Below are 24,602 nucleotides of genomic sequence, written 5' to 3'. Positions count from 1 at the left end.
TTTTAACCAACCGACCTTCCAATTCCATGCAGATTGGCCCCTACACCCTATCCAACTCTCTGATTCTGGCCCCCATGGCCGGTGTCACCGACCGCCCGTTCCGGCGGCTGTGTCGGGATCTGGGAGCGGGCCTGCTGGTATCGGAAATGGTCACCTCGGACACCCGTCTGTGGAACTCTCGAAAATCCCGCCAACGGCTCAACCATAGCGGCGAGCCCGGCCCGATCTCGGTACAGATTGCCGGTGGTGAACCCGCGATGCTGGCGGATGCGGCCCGCGCCAATGTGGATCATGGCGCCCAGATTATCGACATCAACATGGGATGCCCCGCCAAGAAGGTGTGCAAACGCGCCGCAGGCTCTGCCCTGCTGGCCGATCCAGATCTGGTAGCCCGCATTCTGGATGCAGTCGTTGCGGCGGTGGATGTCCCCGTGACGCTAAAGATCCGCACCGGGCCAGACCGCGCTCACCGCAACGCCATCGAGATCGCCCGCATCGCCGAAGCTGCCGGCATCCAGGCGCTGGCCATCCACGGCCGCACCCGGGCCGACAAATTCAATGGAGAGGCGGAATACGCCACCATTGCCGACGTGGTAAAGGCGGTAAATATTCCAATCATGGCTAACGGTGACGTGGATAGCCCGGAAAAAGCTAAACGGGTACTGGAATCCACGGGAGCCGGTGGTATCATGATCGGCCGCGCTGCTCAGGGTAACCCATGGATCTTCCGGGACACCCTGCATTACCTCGAGCACGGCTTGCTGCCCGCAGCGCCGTTAGTAGCGGAAGTCCATGATTGCGTGCAACAGCACCTGGCCGAACTTCACCAATTCTATGGTGAGTTCATGGGGGTTCGCATCGCACGCAAGCACCTGGGTTGGTACACACAGAACCTGCCCGGAGGGGAAGACTTCCGGCGTGGATTTAACACACTGGAAAATGCCACCGACCAACAGGTGGCAATCGAGCAGTTTTTCCAACAGATCAACGTCACTACCGACCGGGTTCGCTTTGGTCGGTATGGCGAAGTGTCTGCCCGGAAGAAAAACGGAGCCTTGGCCGCATGACCCTCTCTTCAGTTAACACAGCCGCTGCACGGACACTTACTGAAATGAACACCGCTGAAGCACGCAAGCAGCCGCATCTGACCATTGCGCGCAGTGAAACCCACGATACGCTCCGCAATTGTGTGCGTCGTTCGTTAAACGATTATTTCAACCAGCTGGATGGCGAGCCTGTGAGCGAGCTGTACCAGATGGTACTGGCGGAGATGGAAATCCCGCTGCTTGAGAAGGTGCTGGAATACACCCGTGGAAACCAGACCAAGGCAGCCGAGCTGCTGGGCCTGAACCGCGGCACCCTGCGCAAGAAACTCAAGCAGTACGGTCTGTTGTAAAACAGACCTGCTATATCAAGGGCAGTGACCACACTGCCCTTTTTTTGTTTCTGGCCCTCGTATTAATTAAGACTACGCAACTTGGTGAAATCCCATGAGCAAAGCCGTTGAACGTGCACTGATCAGTGTTTCCGACAAGACTGGTATCGTTGAATTTGCCCAGGCCCTGGCCGGCAAGGGCGTGGAGCTACTGTCCACAGGCGGTACCTACAAGAAACTGCAGGAGGCCGGCATCGCGGTGCGCGAAGTCTCCGACTACACCGGTTTCCCGGAAATGATGGATGGCCGGGTGAAAACCCTGCACCCGAAAGTGCACGGCGGCATTCTCGGCCGTCGCGGCCAGGATGATCAGGTGATGGCCGATAACGACATCAGCCGCATCGACCTGGTGGTCGTGAACCTGTACCCATTCGAAGCCACCGTGGCCAACCCGGATTGCTCCCTGGAAGACGCCATCGAAAACATCGATATCGGCGGCCCGACCATGGTGCGCTCTGCCGCCAAGAACAATGCCCACGTGGGCATCGTTACCAATGCGTCTGACTACCAGCGCGTGCTGGACGACATGGACGCCAACGGCGGCGCCCTGTCCAACACCCTGCGTTTCGATCTGGCCATCAAGGCGTTCGAGCACACTGCCGCCTACGACAGCGCCATTGCCAACTACTTTGGCAAGATGGTGGGCGAGAACAATGAAGACTTCCCGCGCACCATCAACCTGAACTTCGAAAAAACCCAGAACATGCGTTACGGCGAGAACCCGCACCAGAAAGCGGCCTTCTACACCGAACGCAGCCCTGCCCCGGCATCCATCGCCACCGCCAAGCAGCTGCAGGGCAAGGAACTCAGCTACAACAACATCGCCGATACCGACGCGGCGCTGGAGTGCGTAAAAGCCTTTACCAAGCCCGCCTGTGTGATCGTCAAGCACGCCAACCCCTGTGGGGTAGCGGTAAGCCTGGACGGCATCGGCAAAGCCTACGATCTGGCCTTCGAAACCGACACGGAATCTGCCTTTGGTGGCATCATCGCCTTCAACCGCGAGTTGGACGCGGCTACCGCCCAGGCCATCGTCGATCGCCAGTTCGTGGAAGTGATCATCGCCCCCAGCGCCACCGATGAGGCTCTCGCCATTACCGCCGCCAAGAAAAACGTGCGCGTACTGGTCTGCGGCGAGATCACCGGGCCGACCGAAGGTGGCCTGGATTACAAGCGCGTTAACGGCGGCTTGCTGGTACAGGATCGCGACATCGGCATGATCACTGAAGGTGATCTGAAAGTGGTCACCAAGCGTGCCCCCACCGAGGCCGAAATGCACGACCTGATCTTCGCCTGGAAAGTGGCCAAATTCGTCAAATCCAACGCCATCGTCTACGCCAAAAACCGCCAGACTGTGGGCGTGGGCGCCGGCCAGATGAGCCGCGTAAACTCTGCCCGTATCGCCGCCATCAAGGCCGAACATGCAGGTCTGCAGGTGGAAGGTTCGGTGATGGCATCCGATGCATTCTTCCCGTTCCGCGACGGCATCGATAATGCCGCCAAGGTCGGCATCAGCTGCGTGATCCAGCCGGGCGGCTCGATCCGCGACGAAGAAGTCATCGCCGCCGCCGACGAAGCCGGCATGGCCATGGTCTTCACCGGCATGCGTCATTTCAGGCATTAAGACGTCGGACGTCTGAGGTCGGACGTCTGACGACAGAATCGGGTTAGCGTCCGACGTCCGACGTCCGACGTCTGGCCCGCCTCCAACAAAGACAGAATCAGAAGAGGCGAGCACCTCAATGAAAGTTCTAGTAATTGGCGGCGGTGGCCGCGAGCATGCGCTGGCATGGAAAGTGGCTCAGGCCGAGCAGGTAGAGACGGTGTTCGTGGCCCCAGGCAACGCCGGCACCGCCCGCGAAGCCAAGCTTGAAAACGTGGCCATCGATGTGCTGGATCAGCCGGCCCTGCTGGCATTTGCCAAGGACAACGGGGTTGACCTGACCATCGTTGGCCCGGAAGCGCCACTTGTAGAAGGCCTGGTCGATACGTTCCAGGACAACGGCCTGAAGTGCTTCGGCCCCAGCAAGGCCGCCGCCCAGCTGGAAGGCTCCAAGGCCTTCACCAAGGACTTCCTGGCCCGCCAGAACATCCCCACCGCCGCCTATGGCAACTTCACCGACATGGAGGCAGCCCTCACCTACGTCCGTGAGCAAGGTGCGCCTATCGTCATCAAGGCCGATGGCCTGGCAGCAGGCAAAGGCGTGATTGTCGCCATGACCCTGCAGGAAGCCGAAGACGCGGTGCGCGACATGCTGGACGGCAACAAGTTCGGCGACGCCGGCCACCGCGTGGTAGTGGAAGAATTCCTGGAAGGCGAAGAAGCCAGCTTCATCGTCATGGTAGACGGCAAGAATGTGCTGCCCATGGCCACCAGCCAGGACCACAAGCGCGTCGGCAACGGCGACACCGGCCCCAACACTGGCGGCATGGGTGCCTACTCCCCGGCTCCGGTGGTCACCGATGCGGTCTACCAGCGCATCATGGATGAAGTCATTACCCCGACCGTAGAAGGCATGGCCGCCGAGGGCATGCCTTACACCGGTTTCCTGTATGCCGGCCTGATGATCAGCCCGGAAGGGGCCCCCAAGGTCATCGAATACAACTGCCGCTTTGGCGACCCGGAAACCCAGCCGATCATGATGCGTCTGCAATCCGACCTGGCCGCCCTGTGCCTGGCCGCCCTGGACGGCAAGCTGGACCAGACCGACATCCAGTGGGACCCGCGCCCCACTCTGGGTGTAGTCATGGCCGCTGGCGGCTACCCGGACAGCTACGACAAGGGCGATGCCATCGAAGGCCTGGACCAGGCAGATTCGGACACCGTAAAAGTCTTCCACGCCGGCACCGCCGAGAAAGACGGCCAGGTCGTCACCAGTGGCGGCCGGGTTCTGTGTGTCACCGGCGTCGGTGACACCGTCAGCGACGCACAGGCCAACGCCTATGCAGGTGTGAAGCAGATCACATGGCGCAATGCCCAATACCGCACAGACATTGGTTACCGTGCAGTGGCCCGCGAAAAGGCATAAGCTAGCCCATAAGTACGAATAACGGGGTAGGTCACAGGCGGGCAGCCCGCTCCCTGTGACTGTGTTGGGCTTTCCGGCACCATTATTGGCATTTCTGTTCTGGCGGAGACGGGTTAAGCGCCCGTTTCCGCTTTGCGCATCCAGTACCCCGAACAATAAGCGATTGTATTGGGGGTACCATGAGCAGTGTCCTGGCCGACATGTCTCGCCTTGAGAATTTCATTCCTTTCGACTGTCTGGGCGAATCCCATCTTCAGGAAATTCAGGGCCAGATCGACGTCATCACACTTGGCCCGGGCCGACTGTTGTTCAAACGGGGCCAAAAGACAGACAAGGCCTTCTTTCTGGTAGAAGGCGCACTGGACCTTACCGACGCAAGCTTTCAGGTACGTCACTTCACCGCCGATGATGACGAGAACTATCTGGCCCTCGATAACTATCCCGAGCACACCATCAACGCCATCAGCGCGGAAGCCACCACCCTCTACGCCATTGATCGCAACAAACTCGATTTGCTGATGACCTGGACCCAGGCCGCGGAATCTCTGCTGGATGAGGGCGATGACGAAAGTGAACGGGACTGGATGGACGCCCTGCTGTCCTCCGAACTGTTCGCTGCCGTGCCCCCCGCCATGTTGCACAGCCTGTTCATGAAGTTTGAAGAACGCGAAGTCCAGCTGGGCGAGACCATCCTCACCGAAGGGGAAGATGGCGACACCTTTTTTGTGATCAAGCAAGGCAAAGCCATGGTCACGCGCAGCAAAGGCGCCAAACAGGAAACCCTGGCGGCCCTGTCTGCCGGGCGTTTCTTTGGTGAGGATGCCCTGATCAGTGACAGCCCGCGCAATGCCACCATCACCATGACCAGCGACGGCGTGGTCATGTGTCTTGGCAAACAAGACTTCCAGGCGATCCTGCAGGATTCCGTGATTCGTCATCTCAGCGAAGACGAGCTGGATACCATGGTGCTGGAAGCAGATACCGCCTGTGTGCTGGTGGATGTGCGGTTACCCATGGAGTTCCGCCACGACCGCACACCCGGTGCACGCAACATTCCATTAAGTGAATTACGCCGCGAGGTACAGAATCTGGAGAAGGATTTCTTCTACGTGGTGTGTGGCGACAGTCGACGAAGTGAGCTAGGAGCCTATATCCTCTCCGAAGCGGGCTTGAATGCCTATGTGCTCGATCGGGGAAAATCAACGGATGCTGACAACGCTGACAACGTGGCCGAACAGGCTCCTTAACTTTTTCTGCCTGCTGCTACTGCTGCTTTGCACCCCCTTCATGGTGCAAACCGCAGCGGCACAGCCTGCACCTCCGCCGCCCTTCGTTATTCATACTGAGCCGGATAACAGCCGGATCACCATTTATTCCGAATTCCTCCACGACGCGCCTGGCAACCTGACGGTTGATGACATCAGCGCCCTTGCCAGCAGTGAGTTTCAACCTGCCACCCGGTTTATCGAGCGTCTCGGTGTCCAGGACGGTAACTGGTGGGTTCGGGTGGCACTGAAAAACGAGCTGGACCGCCCGCAAGAATACACCCTTCATGTACTCGGCAACCCTCATGCCAGCCTCTATCTCCCCTCCCCGGCAGGCTACGCCCAGGCCAGCTCCGAGCTGCGTATACCCGGCCGTGGAGCCGGCTTTCGCATTGCCCTGCCGACCGGGCAAACCCAGCTGCTCTACTTGCGCCTGCAGGCCCAGGGTTACCTGACCTACGGTTTATCCCTGACAACACCCAACCATTTCCTGGCTGATCAACAGGTCAGCAACGCTCTCTACATGGTGCTCGCCGGGGCCATGTTGATTCTGGTGATCTATAACCTGATTGCCGGGATCATGCGTGGCGGCATCACCTACTACTACCATGCGGTCTTCCTGCTCAGCATTATTGCCATCAGCCTGTTGCTGGCTGACTTCCTGCCATTGGTGATTGCCGATAGTGCACGCCTGCAACCCAGACTGCTGTTCGTGATCATGTTGCTGGCCCTGTGGGCCGCCGCCGGGGTGACCAAGGAATTCATGCGCCTCAAGCAGCACCACCCTCGCCTGGACACACTGGTCAATGGCCTGCAGGTGGTCTCACTGATTGCATTGGTTGCCAACCTCCTGCTTCCATTGAGCCTTGCTGCCTACCTCAGCTTCATGCTGGTTGGCTTTGCGGGCATCACCATGATCGTGCTCGGCTACACCTCCTGGCATGGCGAGGCCCATGGCGGCGGTATGTTCTTCATGACCGCCATGCTGGTTAGCCTGCCAGCCTTACTCGTCTGTCTGGCGTATCTCGGGATTTTGCAAACCAGCGCCGAACTGCCCCAATGGCTGATGGGAACGGCTGTCGTGGAAGCGGTCACCCTCGGCGTAGGCCTGCGCATTCGCCGCAACCACCAAAGCCGCCTGAAGACACAAAGCGAACGCTCCGAAGCCATCGCCGACACCGTCGACAGCACTCGCAGGGAAACACTCTCGCGTATTGGCCATGACGTCAGAACCCCCCTCAGCGGCATTCTGGGCATGGCAGAAATTCTGGACGACACCCCGCTGACGCCCAATCAACGGGAATGTGTCAGCGCCATTCAACACGCTGGCGACAGCTTGCTGCGCATCATCAACGATGTCCTGGAACACTCCCAGTTGACGGCCGAGGGCGCTGATATCAATCGTGCCTCACTGGATATCCACGATCAGGTCATGGAGGCCATCGACCTGTTCAAGGAGCGAGCCGAAGAAAAACACATCGAGCTGATCACCCATGTCCACACTAATGTGCCAGCACGAGTACTGGGGGATGCCGGGCGGTTACGGCAGATCCTCACCAACCTGATCGGCGCCCTGATTCGCCATGGCACCCCGGGGGAGCTGGTGGTGGATGTGTCCATGGAGCCCACCGGCCAGGCCGACCGGATCCGTTTTGGTTTTTCTGGCAGCGCGATCAGCGACGACACCGTGCAACGCCTGAAAGACAGCCAACGGCAGAGTGAAAGCAGCCACCTGAGCCTGGTCATTGCCGAACAACTGGTCGATGCCCTGGAAGGCCGTATGGGCACACTGCAGGACCATCGTGGCGCACACTTCTGGTTTGTCCTGCCACTACCCGCCGACAGTACCGGCAACCACCCGACGGTGAAGGTCGACCCCGCCAGACTGGAAGGGCGAAGCATCCTGGTAGTTGATGATTCCAGCACCGTTACCCGGGTATTGCGTCACCACGCCCTGTCCTGGGGGATGAAGGTGACTGCCTGTCACGACCCCCGAGAGGCGCTGGCGTCTCTGCGTACCCAGGCCAATATCAACGAGCCCTACGATGTCGTGGTACTGGATCACCAGATGCCGGGCATGGATGGTATGCAGTTGGCGGCCCGCATCCATGAAGACCCCCTGATCATTCACCCCACCGTGCTGGTCATGCTGACCGGGGTCAATCAGGCGCCCTCCTCTACCCAGGCCCGCAATGTGGGGATTCATCGGGTCCTGTCAAAGCCGGTCTCCGCCCCGCGCCTGCGTCAGGCACTGGCCGAAGAACTGGGCAACGACCGCCCTGCACCACAGGAACAGACAGAGCACCAGCCAGACCCGGGATTGAATATTCTGGTAGCAGAAGATCACTACCTCAGCCAGAAGGTCATCCGGGGTATGCTGGGAAAACTTGGTCTCAAGGCAGACATGGCATCCAACGGTCGCGAAGCCCTGCAAAAGGCCCGCGAGACTCGCTATGACCTGGTCCTCATGGACTGTGAAATGCCGGAAATGGACGGATTTGAGGCCACCCGCAAGATTCGCGAGTGGGAACAGAGCCACGGTCTCCCCGCCACGCCCATCGTTGCGCTGACGGCTCATATCCTGAAAGAACACCGCGACCGCAGTTTTGCGGCGGGCATGAATGCTCACCTACCCAAACCGGTGGAATTGAACACGCTGCGAGAAACCGTGGTGCGCTATACCCAATCCGGAGAAGACTTACCGGGAAGCTAAGGAGCCTCTGAATAACTCCTTGCGTGCTCAGTCTTTCAGGCTGGCTCGCCCCCTCTATGGGCCAAAAGGTAAAGAGGGGCGCGGTTTTGAAGGTGTATGTCCATCCATCAAAAAAGCGCAACAACGAGCCTGGAAGACCCGAAGGGCGAGGCCTGAAGCGCCCATCTGTTCCGCCTTGCCTCTAGGAAAGGGAACCACCCTTACCGTCGAGACAAGACACAACAGCTGCACGCTTCTGGACACGCTGAGCATGCAAGGAGTTATTCAGAGGCTCCCTAAATCAGCCCGCACTCACCGCCCGGTTCTGGCACCAGTGCCGCAGCCTCGCCAATGGCTCTGCCATGGTGACTGACAAGGGAACCGTGGCGGCCAGCTCGGCTTCCAGCATGGCCTGATCCAGTACCGTTCCCGCTGCACTGGCGCTGTACAATCCCGCCACCACCGCCTGTTCGATTTCAGCACCGGTAAAGCCGTCACTGTGTTCGGCCAGCGTCGGCAGGTCAAAACGCTCAGCATCCTGATGCCGCTTTTGCAAATGAATCCGAAAGATAATCTCGCGGACAGACGGCGACGGAAGATCTACAAAGAAAATTTCATCCAGACGCCCTTTGCGAATCAGCTCCGGCGGCAAACGCTCGATGTCGTTGGCCGTGGCCACCATAAACACCTTGCTGGTGTTCTCGGCCATCCAGGTCAGCAAGGTGCCCAGCACCCGGCGCGACGTCCCGCCATCGTTGTCCCCTACAGCAATGCCTTTTTCAATTTCATCGATCCATAACACACAGGGCGACATGGTTTCTGCCATAGCCAGGGCTTCACGGACATTGCGCTCGGATTCTCCGAAAAACTTGTTGTAGATCGCCCCCATATCGAGCCGCAACAACGGCAGCCCCCACAGGCCGGCCACCGACTTGGCTGCAAGGCTCTTGCCGCCGCCCTGTACCCCCACCAGCATCACGCCACGAGGGCTGTCGATGCCCGCATCCCCGTGGAAGGCTTTCTCTCGCTTGCCAAGCCACTGCTTCAGGCCGTCCAGACCGCCAACATGGGCAAAACTTTCGGTGTCGTACTCGTAGCTGAGCACGCCATCCATCTCCATCAGGGCAAACTTGGCCTTGTTGACCTCCGGCAGATCGTCTTCGGTGATGGCGCCATCCTGGATGATGGCGCCCCGGGCCAGCTTGCGGGCATCGTCTGCGCTCATGCCGCGCAGGTTACGAACCAACCGGTCCAGTGATTCCCGGTTGGCGCGAACCCGCTCGCCCTTTTCCTTTTTAAATCGACGGGCTTCGTCCTGGACAATATGCTCCAGCTGCTTCTCATCCGGCATGGACAGGCTGAAGCGGGTGCAGTATCGGCGCACTTCAGCGGGAATCGTGAACTGGTGACTGATCAGCACCAGCGTATGCTGTAACCGCTCGTGGTGGAGCGCGATTTCCTTGATCAGCCGGACATTCTTCGGCTCGCCGTCCAGGAACGGATGGATATCACACAGGGCATAAATCCCGGGTTGGCTGGTACCACGAATCTGGCCAAGCATGGCATCCGGCTCAATGGTGTGCTTCTGGCTGGGCACATCATCAAACTCCAGCCTGCGCAGGCCATCCACCGCATTCCAGGCAAACACCGGGCGCCCTTCTTTCATTCCCAGACGCCGGATCAAATCCAACGCCCGTAATTCCTCCCAGGTTTCGATCACCACAATCGGGTAGCGGGAATCCAGCAGCATGCGCAGGTCGTTCAGATCACTCATTGTTATCATTCTTCACAGGGCGAGGATGCCGGTATGCTAACATGATCATCTTTCAAAACACTGCTGTGGACAGCCCATGACAGAACGCCGCCTTTCTCCTCTGGACCGATTGCTGGCCAGAGCAGACAACGCCCTGCGCACGCTGACGCCAGGCACCATACAAGCTGAACGTGCTCCGACTGCCGCACCGGATAGCCCGGGCGGCACCGCCCAGCCCGGCAGCCTGCCGAGCGATCAGCGTCGCCACGTGATGGGTTTGATGCGCATCAACCATACCGGTGAAGTGTGTGCCCAGGCGCTGTACCAGGGCCAGGCCAGCACAGCCAGCCTGCCGCATATCCGTCACGCCATGGAAGAAGCCGCCAAAGAAGAAGAAGACCATCTGGCCTGGTGTGAAGAGCGCATTCGCGAACTGGGCGGTGCACCGAGCAAACTGAACCCGCTGTTCTATGCCATGAGCTATGCCATGGGTGCCACCGCCGGCCTGATCGGTGATCGCTGGAGTCTGGGGTTTGTCTCGGAAACCGAAAACCAGGTGGTGAAGCACCTGGAATCCCACCTTTATCAGGTGCCGGAAAGCGACCTGCGCACCCGAGCCATCCTTGAGCAAATGCGCACCGACGAGCTCAAGCATGCCGTCACCGCCAAAGACGCCGGCGGCGCCGACCTGCCGCCGCCCATCCGCCACGCCATGACATTGATGAGCAAGGTGATGACGTTTGCGACTTATCGGATCTGATGAGTTAACAGTGAATAGTGAACAGTTAACAGCTGTCGCGAAATTGCTTTTTCACGCTTTGAAACGCAAGAGGCCGCGCCCAAACCATGGGCGCGGCCTCTTGCGTTCCAGCTGGCAGCTGCGCTGATCGCGCAGCTATTCACTGTTAACTGTTAACTATTCACTGCTCCTCAACCAAGATTCCGGCTGTAAAAAATCTCCAGCATCTCGGTCTTGAGGCGTTCTTCAATCGAATCGAGTTCTTCCTGGTCAAACTCGTCGCTACCAGCACCAAACAGATAGTTGTCGATATCGAAGTCTTTCAGCAGCATCTTGGTATGGAAGATGTTCTCCTGATACACATTCACGTCGATCATCTGATAGGCGTTCTGGGTATCTTCCGTGAGAAAGTTCTGGATGGAATTGATGTCATGATCAATGTAGTGCTTGGTGCCATCCAGATCGCGGGTCATACCGCGCACGCGGTAGTCCACGGTCACGATATCGGAATCGAAACTGTGGATCAGGTAGTTCAGGGCCCGCAGTGGTGAAATCACCCCACAGGTCGATACATCCACATCCACACGGAACGTGGAAATACCGTTATCCGGATGGGATTCCGGGTAGGTGTGGACCGTCACGTGGCTCTTGTCCAGGTGCGCCACCACCGTGTCCGGCAACGGACCCGGGGCTTCCTCGTCCCAGTCAGTGCCATCTGGCGGGGTTTCATGCTCGGCAATCAGCATGGTCACGCTGGCCCCCTGCGGATCGTAATCCTGACGGGCCACGTTAAGAATATTGGCGCCAATAATCTTGGTCACATTGGTGAGAATCTCGGTGAGACGCTCGGCGTTATACAGCTCATCAATATATTCGATGTACTCCTGACGATGCTGCTCAGTCTTTGCATACGCAATATCGAAGATATTGAAGCTCAAGGATTTGGTCAGGTTGTTGAAACCGTGAACCGTAATCTTGGGATTGGGATCTTTCACCACAGCCGTACCCCATGGGCGCTTACCGCCACACTAGAACAAAACACACCACCGCATTGATGCGGCTACCTGTCTGCGAGGCGACTCAGCGCCCCACCTCTCACCCCGGCATGGCGCCGGAATTCCCAGCCTGACCGGAATCAGGCCTCAATGCTATAACTATGGGTGATCTCGACACCACCCCGGGTCAGCATGATGCTGGCCGAGCAATACTTCTCGGCAGACAACTCCACCGCCCGTTTTACATGGGCTTCTTTCAGGTTATTACCGCTAACGATGAAATGCAGATGAATCTTGCTGAACACCGCAGGAACATCATCGACGCGCTCGGCGGTCAGTTCGCAACGGCAGTCGGTCACATCCTGACGAGACTTCTTGAGAATATGCACCACATCAAAGGAAGAACACCCCCCGACACCCAACAGCAACGTCTCCATGGGGCGTGGGCCACGATTCTGGCCACCATGATCTGGCGGGCCGTCCATCAGTACCTGATGGCCGCTTTCGGTCTGACCTTCGTAGCAGGCCTCGCCCTGCCATTGGACCACTGCTTTCATGGCGTTCTCCTGGTGCATTTTGCCTTCGGATGACAGCCTCTTTTCGCCACCCGGAAAGGGGGCGCAGAGTACCATAGCCCGGGGCCTTCGCCACCCCTTTTCGGGCCCCTGCCGACAATCTGCGGCACCGTCCCTCTACAGATCCAGTCTGTCGGCCTCAGGGGACCGCCCAAGCCGGGATAATCGGTAGTGAGAGCCAGTTCCCTTGGCAGGCCTGATAAAAACAGGCAATATCCATAGTCTTATTAGCTAAGACATTTTTCTGGCTTAAGACTGAGCGCCCATGACTGACGGCAATAAAATTATTCCAAATCTGGACCATTTCCTGGCCAACTGCCATCGACGCAAGTACCCAGCGAAAAGCACCATCATTTATGCGGGGGATGAATCGGATGCCCTTTATTACATCCTGAAGGGCTCCGTGACCGTGATGATCGAAGATGATGACGGTCGCGAGATGATTATGGCCTACCTGAATGAGGGAGACTTCTTCGGTGAAATGGGCTTGTTTGAAAACGATCCTTCCCGCTCTGCGTGGGTAAAGGCCAAGACCGAGTGTGAAGTAGCGGAAGTCAGCTACTCCAAGTTCAAGCAATTGGCCCGCGAAGACGCTGACATCCTGTTCGCCGTCTCCGCCCAGATTGCCGGTCGCCTCCGTGCCACCACCCGCAAAGTGGGCGATCTGGCGTTCCTGGACGTCACCGGTCGCGTGGCTGGCACACTGCTGGACCTGTGCAAGCAACCTGACGCCATGACCCACCCGGATGGCATGCAGATCAAAGTCACCCGCCAGGAAATCGGTCGCATCGTCGGCTGTTCCCGCGAAATGGTCGGCCGGGTTCTCAAGAACCTGGAAGAGCAGGGGCTGGTGTCGGTTAAGGGTAAGACGATGGTGGTTTACGGGACGCGCTGAAAGGCAGTTAACAATTAACAGTGAACAGTTAACAGCGTCGCGGATTGGCACCACCCTGATCTGAAAGCATAGAGGCCGCGCCCGGATTCCGGGTGCGGCCTTTTTGTTTCGGACAACATGTATTGAAGCCGCCTCAAGCGGCGCTCCTGCAGCGGCTTCGACGGAAGGGTTGCCAAAACAACAAGGCCGCACCCGGAATCCGGGCGCGGCCTCGAACCTTTCCGCTAACACCCTCGCACCCCGCGACGCTGTTAACTGTTCACTATTAACTGTTAACTGAAAAACAGCGCCTTCAACGCCTTCCCCGGATCCTCTTCGCGCATAAAGGCTTCGCCTACCAGGAAAGAGTGGATGCTGTTGCTGCGCATCAGCTTCACATCATCGGCGGTGTGAATACCACTTTCGGTGATGATCAACCGGTCCGCCGGGGCTTGCTCGGCCAGGGCCAGAGTGGTGCTGAGGCTGGTCTCGAAGGTGTGCAGGTTGCGGTTATTGATGCCGATCAGCTCGGCATTCAGCGCCACGGCCCGCTCCAGCTCTTGCTGGGTATGCACTTCCACCAACACATCGCAGCCGGCGCGCTGGGCAGCGTGATAAAGCTCGTTCAGCTGGTCATCGGACAGCGCTGCCACGATCAGCAATACCGCATCGGCCCCCATGGCGCGGGATTCGAAAATCTGCCATGGGTCGATCATGAAATCCTTGCGAATCACCGGCAGGCTTACCGCATTGCGGGCGGCACGCAGATAGTCTTCATGGCCCTGAAAAAAATCCTGGTCGGTGAGCACCGACAGGCACGCTGCCCCATTGGCTTCGTAACTGCGGGCAATCGCCACCGGGTCGAAATCATCCCGGATCACCCCTTTGCTGGGGGACGCTTTCTTGATTTCGGCAATCACCGCAGGCTGCTTGTCGCGAATACGCTGGAACAGGGCCTTGGCAAAACCACGGGCCTTGCCCTGGTTCTCCGCCATGGATTGCAGGTCGCCAAGCGAGTAGTTGTTCTTGCCCACCGCGATTTCTTCCTGCTTGCGGGCAATAATCTTGTCGAGAATGGTGCCTGTGCTCATAACCGTTCTCCTTGTCAGTCCGCTGCAGTGAGGGCTGTGCTGAACTGGGCCAGCTCGCGCATGCGCTCCGCTGCCTCTCCATTGTGTATCAGGTCTTCCGCCATGCGTACCCCCTCTTTGTGAGAGCGGGTAACACCGCTGACATAAATAGCCGCCCCGGCATTGAGGGCGATCATGTCGGCTGCCTTGCGGGCCGCCTCGTTACTGCGCTTGCCGAACGCATCGCGAATCAGCGCCAACGACGCCGCGGAATCGGTTACATCGAGCCCTACCAGCGAATCCGACTCCAGCCCCAGCTCTTCCGGGGTGATCGTGTATTCGCTGACTTCACCGTTCTTGAACTCGGCCACATGGGTGCGGGTCGCCAGGCTGATCTCGTCCAGGCCATCCTTGCTGTGCACCACCATCACATGCTCTGCCCCCAGACGTCCCATGACTTCCGCCATCGGCCGACACAACTTCTCACTGAACACCCCCAGCACCAGGCGCTGAACCCCGGCAGGGTTAGTCATGGGCCCGAGGATGTTGAACAGGGTGCGCATACCCAGTTCCTTGCGCGGCCCCACCGCGTATTTCATGGCCTTGTGATGATTCGGGGCAAACATGAAGCCCACCCCCACGTTATCCACGCAGCTGCCGATCTGTTCCGGGCTCAGGTCCAGCGCAATGCCGGCGGTTTCCAGCAGATCGGCAGAACCGCTTTTGGAGCTCACCGACCGGCCACCATGCTTGGCCACCCGGGCCCCGGCAGCGGCCGCCACAAAGGCGCTGGCAGACGACACATTAAAGAGGTTGGCACCGTCCCCCCCGGTGCCCACGATATCCACCAGATACTGGCGGTTTTGCACCGGAACCGCAGTGACCAGCTCGCGCATGACCTGCACACCGCCGGTGATTTCATCCAGCGATTCACTCTTCATGCGCAGCGCCACCATGAAAGCACCAATCTGTGCATCGGTGGCGCCGCCGGTCATGATCTGGCGCATGACCTCTTGCATCTCGTCCACGCTGAGATCGATCTGCTCGACCACCTTGGCCAGCGCCTGCTGGATATTCATGCGGCGTCCCCTTGTTGTGCGTTTTTCAGAAAGTTCTCGAGCAGGGCATGGCCGTGCTCACTCAGAATGGACTCGGGGTGATACTGCACCCCCTCAATGGGCAGGGTCTTGTGCCGCATACCCATGATCTCGTCCATGCTGCCGTCAGCGTTCTGGGTCCAGGCGGTAATCTCCAGACAATCCGGCAGGCTGTCTTTTTCCACCACCAGGGAATGGTACCGGGTGGCGATATAGGGTGACGGCAGATCCCGGAAGATGCCCACACCGCTGTGGTGGATCGGCGAGGTCTTGCCGTGCATCACTTGGCGGGCCCGCACCACCTTGCCACCAAAGGCCTGGCCAATACTCTGGTGCCCCAGACACACCCCCAGAATTGGCAGCTTGCCGGCAAAGTGCTTGATGGCGGCGATGGAGACGCCGGCTTCGTTGGGCGTACAAGGCCCGGGAGACACCATCAGGCGGTCCGGATTGAGCGCTTCGATGTCCTCGATGGTGATCTGGTCATTGCGGTGTACCAGCACCTCGGCCCCCAGCTCCTGCAGGTACTGCACCAGGTTGTAGGTAAAACTGTCGTAATTATCGATCATCAAGACACGCATTACCGCTGCCCTCCGTCTGCCAGGTTGAGACCACCCAATGCCAGATTCACCGCCCGGAATACCGCCCGGGCCTTGTTCATGGTCTCGTCCCATTCGGACTGGGGCACCGAGTCCGCTACGATGCCGGCACCGGCCTGCACGTAGAGACGCTCGTCCTTCACCACCGCCGTGCGGATGGCGATAGCCGTGTCCATATCACCATTAAACCCGATGTAACCGACCGCCCCGCCGTAGACCCCCCGCTTGGTGGGTTCCAGCTCGTCGATGATTTCCATGGCGCGGATCTTGGGGGCACCACTCAGGGTACCCGCCGGGAACGTGGCACTGAGCACGTCCAGCGGCCCCTGGCCGTCTTTCAATTCCCCTTCCACATTGGAGACGATATGCATCACATGGGAATAGCGTTCCACCACCATCTTGTCTGTCAGGCTCACCTTGCCGGGTTTGGCCACACGGCCCACATCGTTGCGGCCCAGATCAATCAGCATCAGGTGCTCGGCGATTTCCTTGGGATCCGCCAGCAGGTCCGCTTCCAGCGCCTTGTCTTCTTCCACCGTGGCACCGCGCTTGCGCGTCCCGGCAATGGGGCGCACCGTCACTGCGCCCTGCTCGGCCCGCGCCAGGATCTCCGGTGACGAACCGGCGATATGAAAATCGTCCAGGTCCAGATAGAACATGTACGGCGACGGGTTCAGATAACGCAGGGCCCGGTACAGGTCCAGCGCGGGGGCCTTGAACGGACAGCTCATCCGTTGGGCCGGCACCACCTGCATCACGTCCCCGGCCAGAATATAGTCGCGAACTTTCTCGACCCCGGCCTTGAACTCGGCTTCGGGGAATTCGCTCTGGAAATCGCTCTCGTCCACCGGGTCGCCGTACACCACATGCTCCGGCTCCGGCAGTGGCGCCCGCAGCTGCTGCTCCAGTGCCTCAAGGCGGGCCTCTGCCTGTTCAGCGGCACCTGCTGCCGTCGGATCCACATGGACAATCAGGTACAGGGCCCCGCGCAGGTTGTCGAACACCACCACTTCTTCAGAGCGCATCAGCAGGATATCGGGCACACCCAGCACATCCTTGCCCGGCGCCGGGCCCAACTTCGGTTCAAAGTAGCGGACGCTGTCGTAACCAAAATACCCCACCAGCCCGCCATTAAAGCGGGGCAAACCGGGAATTTCCGGAGCCTGATAGTGCTGACGATACTGTTCGATCCAGGCAATCGGATCTTCCACTTGCTGTTCGCGGGTGCCGTCGTCATTGCTCACCGACACGGTCTTGCCGGTAATGCGGATGACCTCGGTGGCAGGCAGCCCGAGGATGGAATACTGCCCCCAGCGCTCGCCACCCTGGACAGATTCAAACAGGTAGCTGTAGGGCCCCTGAGCCAGTTTGCGGTAGGCGGTCAACGGGGTATCCAGGTCCGCCAGCACCTCGCGTACAACGGGCACGCGGGTAAAGCCCTGTTGGGCGTAACGATCCAGTTCTTGTGGTGACATGGTTTTTCCTTATCCGACCCTTTTCAGGCAGGCCGATGTCGAGAAAGCCGATTGTAGAGAAAAATGAAGCAAAAAGGGCGTGTCAGCGCATTACGGCAGACACAGGGGGAGCGTCACCATCGCCAGCTGGCGGGTGCGGACAGGAAAGCAAAGCTGTTGATCAGGGCACGCTCCAAGGGGGACGTCCTTTCTCAAACGGGGTCGATGGCCGAAATTGTAGTCAATGTTAACGTCAGACGCCAGACATTCGCCCACCGGCAGAGAGCCGGCCTTGCAGCTGTGGAAGCTTGCCTGCAAGCGATATTTCGCCAGCAGGCAGGCTCCCACACAAGCTGCGCTCATGTAGACTAGACCGCATAACCTCAACCGGATGCTTTTTGCGTTTGGCGCCAGGCATACGGCGTCCAGCGTTCCCAACCATGAACATTGTCGCCCTTTACACTGCCGATGAATCCCGCGGGCCCATGACAGGCCACGAGGCGGTACAACTGCGTGCCGGCTGTGGCATCGTCGGCGACCGCCACTGCAAGCGGAACACCAAGCCTGAGGAACAGCTCACCCTGATCGGACACGAGGCCGTGGACGCCTTTAATCAGAAGTTCGGTCAGGAGGTACACCCCCACCAGCTGCGCCGCAACATTGTCACCACGGGCGTGGACCTGAACGCCCTGGAGGGACGCGAGTTCATGGTCGGCCCGGTACGGGTGCGCGGCATCGAACTGTGCGAGCCCTGCTCCGTGGTGGGCAACCTGCTGGCCGGCGAGCTCACCCCCACCCAGATCATCAAGGCGTTGATGGGACGAGGCGGACTGCGCTGTGAAATCCTCTCCACCGGGGTAGTGAGAGTGGGCGACACCATTGAAATACCGGATTGAGGTTGCCTCCAGGCGCGGTGATTCCACCGCGATAGCCGATGCGTCAATGTCGCGATGGAACCATCGCTCCCACAACGAGCGGGCATACAACCTGACCGTAGGGCGGAAATTGGCGTCAGCCAATCTCCGCCATGAACACCCAGAGGCGGAAAGTCCCTTCGGGAATGTCCACCCTACGACATCTTTAGAGTGCTTCACTGCATGAACGACGTAGAAAAAACCCGCTACATCAACCAGACCCGCCAGTGGCTGGAACAGGTCGTGATCGGCCTCAACCTGTGCCCCTTCGCCCGCAAGCCTTTCCAGAAAGGGCAAGTGCGCTTCGCGGTCAGCGACAGCCGCAATGTGGAAACACTGATGCAGGATCTCTTTGACGAGCTACAAATTCTCGCCACGACGCCAGCATCTACCGTCGACACCACCCTGCTGATCATTCCCGACCAGCTGGACGACTTCTACGACTACAACGACATGCTGGACCTGGCCGATGCGCTGCTGGAACAGGAAGACTGGGTGGGCACCTTCCAGATCGCGACCTTTCATCCGGCCTACCAGTTTGCCGACACCGAGGCCGCTGATCCGGGCAACTACACCAACCGGGCCCCCTACCCGATACTGCACCTGCTACGCGAAGAGAGCCTGGAGGCCGGGCTGGCCAGCTACCCGGACCCAGAGGCCATTCCCGAACGCAACATGGACACGCTGGACAACCTGAGTGAAGCCCAGTGGCATAGCCTGTTCGGCGGCCTGCCGGGAGCGCGCCGATGAATCTGGATATGGCGGACATCCTGCTGGTGACCACCGTGGTGATCATTGCGGCGCTGTTCTGGCGCGCCCACGGTATTCGTGAACGCGCCCTGGTCTACACCCGAAAATACTGCGAGCGGGAACAGGTGGAATTCCTGGATGACACGGTAGGGATGGAAAAGCTCACGCTACAACGCGATGGCAATGACAAACTGCGTATCACCCGCATTTACCGGTTTGAGTTCACCGTCACAGGCGGCGAGCGCTATTCTGGCCACACCATCGTCATGGGCGGCGTCGTGCAGCGAGTCGAATTACCGCCCCACCGCTACACACCGCCGCCAGAACAGCTGCACTGATGTTGCGCCCCCTCGTCTAGGCTGCGATCTCCTCCACCTCGCCACGCTGACGACGCCCGTGTTCACTATGGCGATTGGAGTCCAGTCGCTGGAACGCCTTCGGCAGCAAACGACGCGCCACCCGATTCACCGGCCGCTCCAGCCAGTCGGGCAATGCCATACCCAACGGATTGGTTTCCGCCACACTGTCGTCACCAATCACCCGGGTGCCCATGAGGTAATCAAACCAGGGCCGGGTAACGCACCAGTTGGCATCCTGGTGGGTGTTCATGTGATGGTCGTAGTGCCACGGCAGTTGGGTGCGGGCCCACTCAGGCTGCAGGTGCGCCTTGCTGTGTTTGTGCCAGTACTGCCAGGCGGAATAATAGATCCCCGCGGTAAAAAACGGCGCCACTGCCACCGTCGGGGTAAACACCGCACACAGCCCGATCAAGGCCACTTTTTCGTTGAAGATTTCCTGATCCTGGAACATGGGCATCGTGTAATGCTCGTCCTCGAACCCGTTCAGCCGCACACGTTTGTGATGGCGAATATGACTGAAGAAAGGGCTGTTGCGATGCTTGCGGGGATACTCGTGCAGCCACACCTTGTGGGCATACCATTCAAAGGCATTGGCCGTGAGCAACGCGACAGGAAAACCAAGCATGGGAAACCCTCATAACAATGACAGAGGCTCCATCATGCCGTACACAGGCCGTGTCTCTTTTGATCGCCAGCGGAGAACGGCCTGTCAGCAGGATCAAAAATCGCGGTGGGGGTTTCGCCGGTCCAGCGCTTGAACGCCCGGGTAAAGGCCGCCGGTTCGGAAAAACCGGTCAGGTAGATAATCTGGTCAATCGGCTCCTGGGTGCGAGCCAACAGGCGCCGGGCCAAACGCTCGCGGTAACCGGCCAGCACCTCCTTGAAGCTGGTTCCCAACGCCGATAACTCACTGCGCAGGCTGCGCGGTGTCCGCCCCAGCCGTTCCGCCAGCGCATCCAGTGACGCATCCCCCTGCTCCAGCAAGCCACCCAGCGCCTGCTCCACCGTATGCAGAAAATCCTGGCGCGCAAGATCCTCCAGCTTTCGGGCGGCCAGGGTTTCATGCACGCGTAACAGCTCCGGCTCCGCCGCCAGGGACGACCGCGCCAGCAGGGCAGCATCGAAATGTATTGCCCCTTCTTCCGCCCCCAACACCACCGGGCAACCGTAGACACGCTGATACGCCTCGGCGCTGGCCCCCCGGGTATGGGAGAACATCACCCGATCAGGACGAAACTCCCCATCGCTGACCTGCTGCAAAAAACGCAGCACCAGGGTGGTGGCGCACTCGAGATAATGACGTTCGGGGTGTTCCAGCCCGGCAAGAATGGCTACCCCGGACTCCACCCGCAGTTGCAATTGCAGGGCATCTGTCATCAACCGGTTATAGCGCAATGCCCGCTGCAATCCGTCACCAAAGGTGGGACTGGACAGAAACAGGTACTCCAGCACCTGGCCACGAAACGGTGGCATCAGCTCACCAATATGCAGCCCGATATCCGGGTCGCCACTCACCCGCTGCGCCGCGGCCCAGAAACGCTGTTGAGGAGAATTGATCCGTCGCTCGGACTGGTCCGGCGGCTCATCCGGCATGCCGATACTGGCAAAAATGGCCGCGCAGTCCAGCCCGGCGCGGGTCATGGCCTGGTAGGTCATCCATAAAAAAATGCCGTTATCGGAAGCAGGTGTCTGGCTCATGGTCAGCAGTATACGAACTCATGCCGGCACAGACACCTGTCAGGGCATGGGTTTGTCGCAGTTGACCATCCATGGCACCCCGAAGCGGTCGATGCACATGCCAAAACGTTCCGCCCAAAAGGTCTCTTCCAGCGCCATGGTTACCTGCCCACCCGCACTCAATTGCGCAAATACCCGCTCTGCTTTTTCGGCACTGTCTGCGGCCACATTGATAATGGTGCCCTGGGGCTTTTCATACTGGTCCGGCGGGCAATCCGATCCCATCAGAACAACACCCTCGCCTTGCAGGCAGATGTGACAGATATGGTCGTGGCTTTCCGGCGGCACCTGATCGGCCATGGGCGATTCCCCCATCGTGATCAGAAAACTGATCTCGGCCTCCAGCACCTGCGCATACAGCGCAAACGCCTCACGACAATTACCAGGAAAATTCAGATAGGGGTTAACGCGAACATCAGTCATGGTATCTCTCCTTGAGACAATGGGCTTTCCATAGCCAATCGAATGGCGTGATCGCTTTTCGACACCCCCCTCTTTTTGTAGGAGCGTCGCTGGCGGCGCGATAACAACCTTATGGGATCGCGCCGCCAGCGACGCGCCTACGGGGGACTTACGTGACGCAAAAGATTTTGACTTTGAATTTCGCTATTCACTGTTAACTGTTAACTGTTAACTATTCATTGCCCTATTTGACCCGCTGCTTTTCCAGCTTGCGAGCCAACGTGCGGCGGTGCATCCCCAGGCGGCGAGCCGTTTCTGAAATATTAAACCCGGTTTCCGCCAGGGTTTCGTGGATGCGTTCCCATTCCAGGGTTTTCAGGTCAGTCGCACGTGCGGTCAGGGACACTTCGGTATTGCCTTCGGCCCGATTGAAGGCATCTTCGATATCGTCGGTATTGGATGGCTTGGCAAGGTAGTGACAGGCCCCCAACTTCACGGCTTCCACCGCCGTGGCAATGCTGGCATAACCGGTGAGCACCACGATCAACATCTGGTCATCGTGCTGATGCAGGGCCTGCACGCAGGCGAGCCCGGAAGAGTCGCCCTTCAATTTCAGGTCCACCACGGCATAGCCGGGGTCGTGATCCGCCAGCAGATCCTGTGCGCTTTCCAGGCTGTCCGCATGGAGCACCCGGTAACCACGCCGCTCAAACGACCGGCTCAGGGTTCGGGCAAACGCCTCGTCGTCTTCGACAATCAACAGCAAACGTTCTTCCACAGCGTCAGACACGCCTCACTCCTCTTCCAGTGTCACGACCGATAGCGGCAGTGACAAGGTCACCAGCGCCCCACCCTGGACCAGATTGCGTGCCCGCAGGTTGCCCCCGAGGGTGCGCAAGACATTCATCACCAGGAACAACCCCAGCCCACTGCCCGGCCGCCCCTTGCTGGACTGATAGGGGCGGCCCAGGTTATCCAGCATCTCCGCTGGAAAACCCGGCCCACGATCGGTCACCGATACCAGCAAGGTTTCCTCTTCGCGATGAACATCCAGCCGGACCCAGTTCGGCGACGCTTCCAGAGCATTGTCCAGCACGTTGTGAATACTCTGTTTCAGTGCCGAATCAGAGACGATACTCAGATCCGTGCCGAAATCATTGAGGTAAATAAAATCTTTCACCGGGCGGGTATCGCGCCATTCCTCCACCAGCTCATCCAGAAATTCCCGAACGGTGGTTTCTTCCGACGACTCTCCCCGGGCCTCACCCGCGGACAACAGGATGCCGCTGACGATCGACTTGCAGCGCAGTACCTGGGTCTGCATTTCAGCAATTTCCTGGGCCATATCACCATCGGATTTGAAGGGCTCCATATGCTTCCAGTCCCCCAAAATCACCGACAGGGTCGCCAATGGCGTGCCCAGTTCATGGGCCGCACCGGAGGCCAGCAAGCCCATACGCACAATATGCTCTTCTTCTGCGGCTCGCTGGCGCAGCTCGGCCAGGTGTTCGTCACGCTGGCGGCGGTTACGGGTAATACGGTTGATGAAGATCACCAGCAGCACGCCGTTGAGCACGAAGCAGATCATCATGCCTTCAATGTACAGGCTGAACAGCCCTTCGGAGTGGTCCAGCGGCATGGGCAACGGATGTCCGTACCAGGCGAGCCAGCCAAAGCACAACGTGGTGGTGACCAGGATCACCCAGGTGGACCACACCTCCAGCAACACGGCCCCCAGGATCACTTGCAGCAAATACAGGAACACAAAGGGGTTGGTCGCGCCGCCACTGAGCGCCAGCAGCAGCGTCAGGGTCGCAACATCAATCAGCAGCGAGAGAAACAGCTCGGTATTACCAATGGCGCGAGGCAGCTTCATGCGCAGCATGCTCACGGCATTGAGCAGCAGCAACCCGAACAACACCACCAGCATGTGTGCCACTGGCAGCGCAATCCCGAAGCCATAGTTCACCACCAGAATGGTGGCAAACTGGCCAAACATGGCGATCCAGCGGAGCTGGATCAGCAATTGCAGGTTCTTGCGTCCGGTGATGTCATCGCTGTTGCGGCGAATGGCCGAAAACAGCGGACCCGGCGCAGACGCCGACGAGGTTGAATGAGCAGATGACATGGTTTCCATGACCCCAGTTTAGCGCTTTCGGCGTGAATCCCGCAGCACCAACCAGGCCGCCAGCACCATCCCCAGCGCCAGCGCAAACCAGGTCAGGGCATAGACCCGATGATTATTGCGGAACTGAATCACTGTGAGCCCGCCCACGGGCAGGCCCGCGCCAGCGGCCTCGGCATCCACAAAATACGGCGCCACCGGGGACAGCCCCTGTTGCGCCGCCATGGCGTCCACATCACGGGAATACCAGCGGTTTTCCGCCGGTACATTGTCGCGTAGCACGCCACCACCCGGATGACTCAGGCGCAACAGCCCCTTCACCGTGACCGGCCCCGCCGGGGTATAGGCGCCCTTGCTGGCGGCCTCGCGCTCTGCCTGGGGCACAAACCCCTGGTTCACATACACCCAGCTGCCGTCATTGCGCTGCAGTGGCGCCATCACCCAATAGCCCTGCCCTTCCTGCGTGGCAGCGGCCACCAGTGCAACCGCCTGGGCGCGGTACTGCCCGCTCAACTGCACATGCAGGTATTCATGCTGCTCTTCGGATACCTCTGCCCAGGCCTTCCGGGCAGGCGCCTCAACGGCCTCGGCATGCACCCGGGCATCGACGCGGGCGATCAGGTCTTCCTTCCAGGCCAGCCGTTTTACCTGCCAGACACCCAACGCCATAAAGCCGACAAAGGCCAACGCTGTCAGTAACAGAAACAGGAAAACAAGAAGACGTCGACGAGCCATGGT

General features: G+C 59.3%; 24 protein-coding genes. 11 read left to right on the top strand and 13 right to left on the bottom strand.

Going from position 1 to position 24,602, the window contains the following annotated elements; translation table 11 throughout:
* The first annotated feature begins 26 nt into the window (after positions 1-26).
* From dusB to A15D_RS07420, 6 genes are all read left to right on the top strand, one after another.
* Complete coding sequence (gene dusB / locus A15D_RS07445; protein WP_102791401.1) at positions 27-1,067, top strand: tRNA dihydrouridine synthase DusB; 1,041 nt, start codon at positions 27-29, stop codon at positions 1,065-1,067.
* 44 nt (positions 1,068-1,111) lie between these two features.
* Positions 1,112-1,396 carry a DNA-binding transcriptional regulator Fis gene (gene fis / locus A15D_RS07440; protein WP_022984641.1) on the top strand — a complete coding sequence of 95 codons (285 nt, stop codon included), beginning with the start codon at positions 1,112-1,114 and terminating at the stop codon, positions 1,394-1,396.
* 94 nt (positions 1,397-1,490) lie between these two features.
* Positions 1,491-3,059: a bifunctional phosphoribosylaminoimidazolecarboxamide formyltransferase/IMP cyclohydrolase gene (gene purH / locus A15D_RS07435; RefSeq protein WP_022984640.1), complete on the top strand. Its 1,569-nt coding sequence runs from the start codon at positions 1,491-1,493 to the stop codon at positions 3,057-3,059.
* Positions 3,060-3,177: 118 nt separating this feature from the next.
* On the top strand, positions 3,178-4,464 hold the full coding sequence (purD, locus tag A15D_RS07430) for a phosphoribosylamine--glycine ligase (RefSeq protein WP_102791400.1): 1,287 nt from the start codon (positions 3,178-3,180) through the stop codon (positions 4,462-4,464).
* A gap of 179 nt (positions 4,465-4,643) precedes the next feature.
* Complete coding sequence (locus A15D_RS07425) at positions 4,644-5,711, top strand: cyclic nucleotide-binding domain-containing protein (protein ID WP_233192143.1); 1,068 nt, start codon at positions 4,644-4,646, stop codon at positions 5,709-5,711.
* A 40-nt stretch (positions 5,712-5,751) separates the two neighbouring features.
* Positions 5,752-8,442: a hybrid sensor histidine kinase/response regulator gene (locus A15D_RS07420; RefSeq protein ID WP_102791411.1), complete on the top strand. Its 2,691-nt coding sequence runs from the start codon at positions 5,752-5,754 to the stop codon at positions 8,440-8,442.
* A gap of 280 nt (positions 8,443-8,722) precedes the next feature.
* Here A15D_RS07420 and A15D_RS07415 read toward each other — a convergent pair whose 3' ends face one another.
* Entirely contained in the window at positions 8,723-10,195 is a 1,473-nt protein-coding gene (locus A15D_RS07415; RefSeq protein ID WP_102791399.1) for an AAA family ATPase, read from the bottom strand.
* A gap of 76 nt (positions 10,196-10,271) precedes the next feature.
* On the opposite strand from A15D_RS07415, the gene coq7 reads away from it, so the two are divergent.
* On the top strand, positions 10,272-10,934 hold the full coding sequence (gene coq7, locus A15D_RS07410) for a 2-polyprenyl-3-methyl-6-methoxy-1,4-benzoquinone monooxygenase (RefSeq protein ID WP_102791398.1): 663 nt from the start codon (positions 10,272-10,274) through the stop codon (positions 10,932-10,934).
* 170 nt (positions 10,935-11,104) lie between these two features.
* Here coq7 and speD read toward each other — a convergent pair whose 3' ends face one another.
* Together speD and A15D_RS07400 are read right to left on the bottom strand one after the other, a co-directional pair.
* A complete protein-coding gene (gene speD / locus A15D_RS07405) occupies positions 11,105-11,911 on the bottom strand; it encodes an adenosylmethionine decarboxylase (protein ID WP_022984633.1) in 807 nt (268 codons plus the stop codon).
* A 137-nt stretch (positions 11,912-12,048) separates the two neighbouring features.
* Entirely contained in the window at positions 12,049-12,465 is a 417-nt protein-coding gene (locus A15D_RS07400; protein ID WP_031226124.1) for an OsmC family protein, read from the bottom strand.
* A gap of 283 nt (positions 12,466-12,748) precedes the next feature.
* Between A15D_RS07400 and crp the strand changes: the two genes are divergently transcribed.
* Positions 12,749-13,378, top strand: a complete 630-nt coding sequence (crp, locus tag A15D_RS07395) for a cAMP-activated global transcriptional regulator CRP (RefSeq protein ID WP_022984631.1) — start codon at positions 12,749-12,751, stop codon at positions 13,376-13,378.
* A gap of 272 nt (positions 13,379-13,650) precedes the next feature.
* Here the strand turns inward: crp and trpC are convergent, their stop codons facing one another.
* Genes trpC through trpE form a run of 4 tightly spaced genes read right to left on the bottom strand, consistent with a single transcriptional unit; the run spans position 13,651 to position 17,598 of the window.
* Positions 13,651-14,448 carry an indole-3-glycerol phosphate synthase TrpC gene (gene trpC, locus A15D_RS07390; protein ID WP_022984630.1) on the bottom strand — a complete coding sequence of 266 codons (798 nt, stop codon included), beginning with the start codon at positions 14,446-14,448 and terminating at the stop codon, positions 13,651-13,653.
* 14 nt (positions 14,449-14,462) lie between these two features.
* Positions 14,463-15,506 carry an anthranilate phosphoribosyltransferase gene (gene trpD, locus A15D_RS07385; protein ID WP_022984629.1) on the bottom strand — a complete coding sequence of 348 codons (1,044 nt, stop codon included), beginning with the start codon at positions 15,504-15,506 and terminating at the stop codon, positions 14,463-14,465.
* Positions 15,503-16,105, bottom strand: a complete 603-nt coding sequence (locus tag A15D_RS07380; protein ID WP_022984628.1) for an aminodeoxychorismate/anthranilate synthase component II — start codon at positions 16,103-16,105, stop codon at positions 15,503-15,505. The genes trpD and A15D_RS07380 overlap by 4 nt, the downstream gene beginning before the upstream one ends.
* Positions 16,105-17,598, bottom strand: coding sequence for an anthranilate synthase component I (trpE, locus tag A15D_RS07375; RefSeq protein WP_022984627.1), 1,494 nt, complete (start codon positions 17,596-17,598; stop codon positions 16,105-16,107). The genes A15D_RS07380 and trpE overlap by 1 nt, the downstream gene beginning before the upstream one ends.
* Positions 17,599-18,017: 419 nt before the next feature.
* On the opposite strand from trpE, the gene A15D_RS07365 reads away from it, so the two are divergent.
* From A15D_RS07365 to A15D_RS07355, 3 genes are all read left to right on the top strand, one after another.
* Positions 18,018-18,473: an MOSC domain-containing protein gene (locus A15D_RS07365; RefSeq protein WP_102791396.1), complete on the top strand. Its 456-nt coding sequence runs from the start codon at positions 18,018-18,020 to the stop codon at positions 18,471-18,473.
* Between the two features lie 201 nt (positions 18,474-18,674).
* Complete coding sequence (locus tag A15D_RS07360; RefSeq protein ID WP_102791395.1) at positions 18,675-19,241, top strand: DUF1415 domain-containing protein; 567 nt, start codon at positions 18,675-18,677, stop codon at positions 19,239-19,241.
* Positions 19,238-19,579: a DUF3301 domain-containing protein gene (locus A15D_RS07355; RefSeq protein ID WP_102791394.1), complete on the top strand. Its 342-nt coding sequence runs from the start codon at positions 19,238-19,240 to the stop codon at positions 19,577-19,579. The genes A15D_RS07360 and A15D_RS07355 overlap by 4 nt, the downstream gene beginning before the upstream one ends.
* 16 nt (positions 19,580-19,595) lie before the next feature.
* Here A15D_RS07355 and A15D_RS07350 read toward each other — a convergent pair whose 3' ends face one another.
* The 6 genes from A15D_RS07350 to A15D_RS07325 all read right to left on the bottom strand — a co-directional run bounded on the left by A15D_RS07350 (position 19,596) and on the right by A15D_RS07325 (position 24,599).
* On the bottom strand, positions 19,596-20,225 hold the full coding sequence (locus A15D_RS07350) for a sterol desaturase family protein (RefSeq protein ID WP_102791393.1): 630 nt from the start codon (positions 20,223-20,225) through the stop codon (positions 19,596-19,598).
* Positions 20,226-20,257: 32 nt separating this feature from the next.
* Entirely contained in the window at positions 20,258-21,298 is a 1,041-nt protein-coding gene (locus A15D_RS07345) for an AraC family transcriptional regulator (protein ID WP_102791392.1), read from the bottom strand.
* 39 nt (positions 21,299-21,337) lie between these two features.
* Entirely contained in the window at positions 21,338-21,760 is a 423-nt protein-coding gene (locus A15D_RS07340) for a VOC family protein (protein WP_102791391.1), read from the bottom strand.
* A gap of 223 nt (positions 21,761-21,983) precedes the next feature.
* Positions 21,984-22,529: a response regulator transcription factor gene (locus tag A15D_RS07335; protein ID WP_102791390.1), complete on the bottom strand. Its 546-nt coding sequence runs from the start codon at positions 22,527-22,529 to the stop codon at positions 21,984-21,986.
* Between the two features lie 3 nt (positions 22,530-22,532).
* Complete coding sequence (locus A15D_RS07330) at positions 22,533-23,867, bottom strand: ATP-binding protein (protein WP_233192142.1); 1,335 nt, start codon at positions 23,865-23,867, stop codon at positions 22,533-22,535.
* A gap of 18 nt (positions 23,868-23,885) precedes the next feature.
* The gene (locus A15D_RS07325) at positions 23,886-24,599 is read right to left on the bottom strand and encodes an SURF1 family protein (protein ID WP_233192140.1); all 714 of its coding nucleotides are present in this window, start codon (positions 24,597-24,599) and stop codon (positions 23,886-23,888) included.
* Positions 24,600-24,602 lie beyond the last annotated feature (3 nt).

Origin of the sequence: Alcanivorax sp. MD8A (genome assembly GCF_002888555.1) — a bacterium.
GTDB lineage: Bacteria > Pseudomonadota > Gammaproteobacteria > Pseudomonadales > Alcanivoracaceae > Alcanivorax.
Note: the sequence above shows the minus strand (reverse complement) of the source record. Positions and strands in the feature narration are given on the sequence as shown.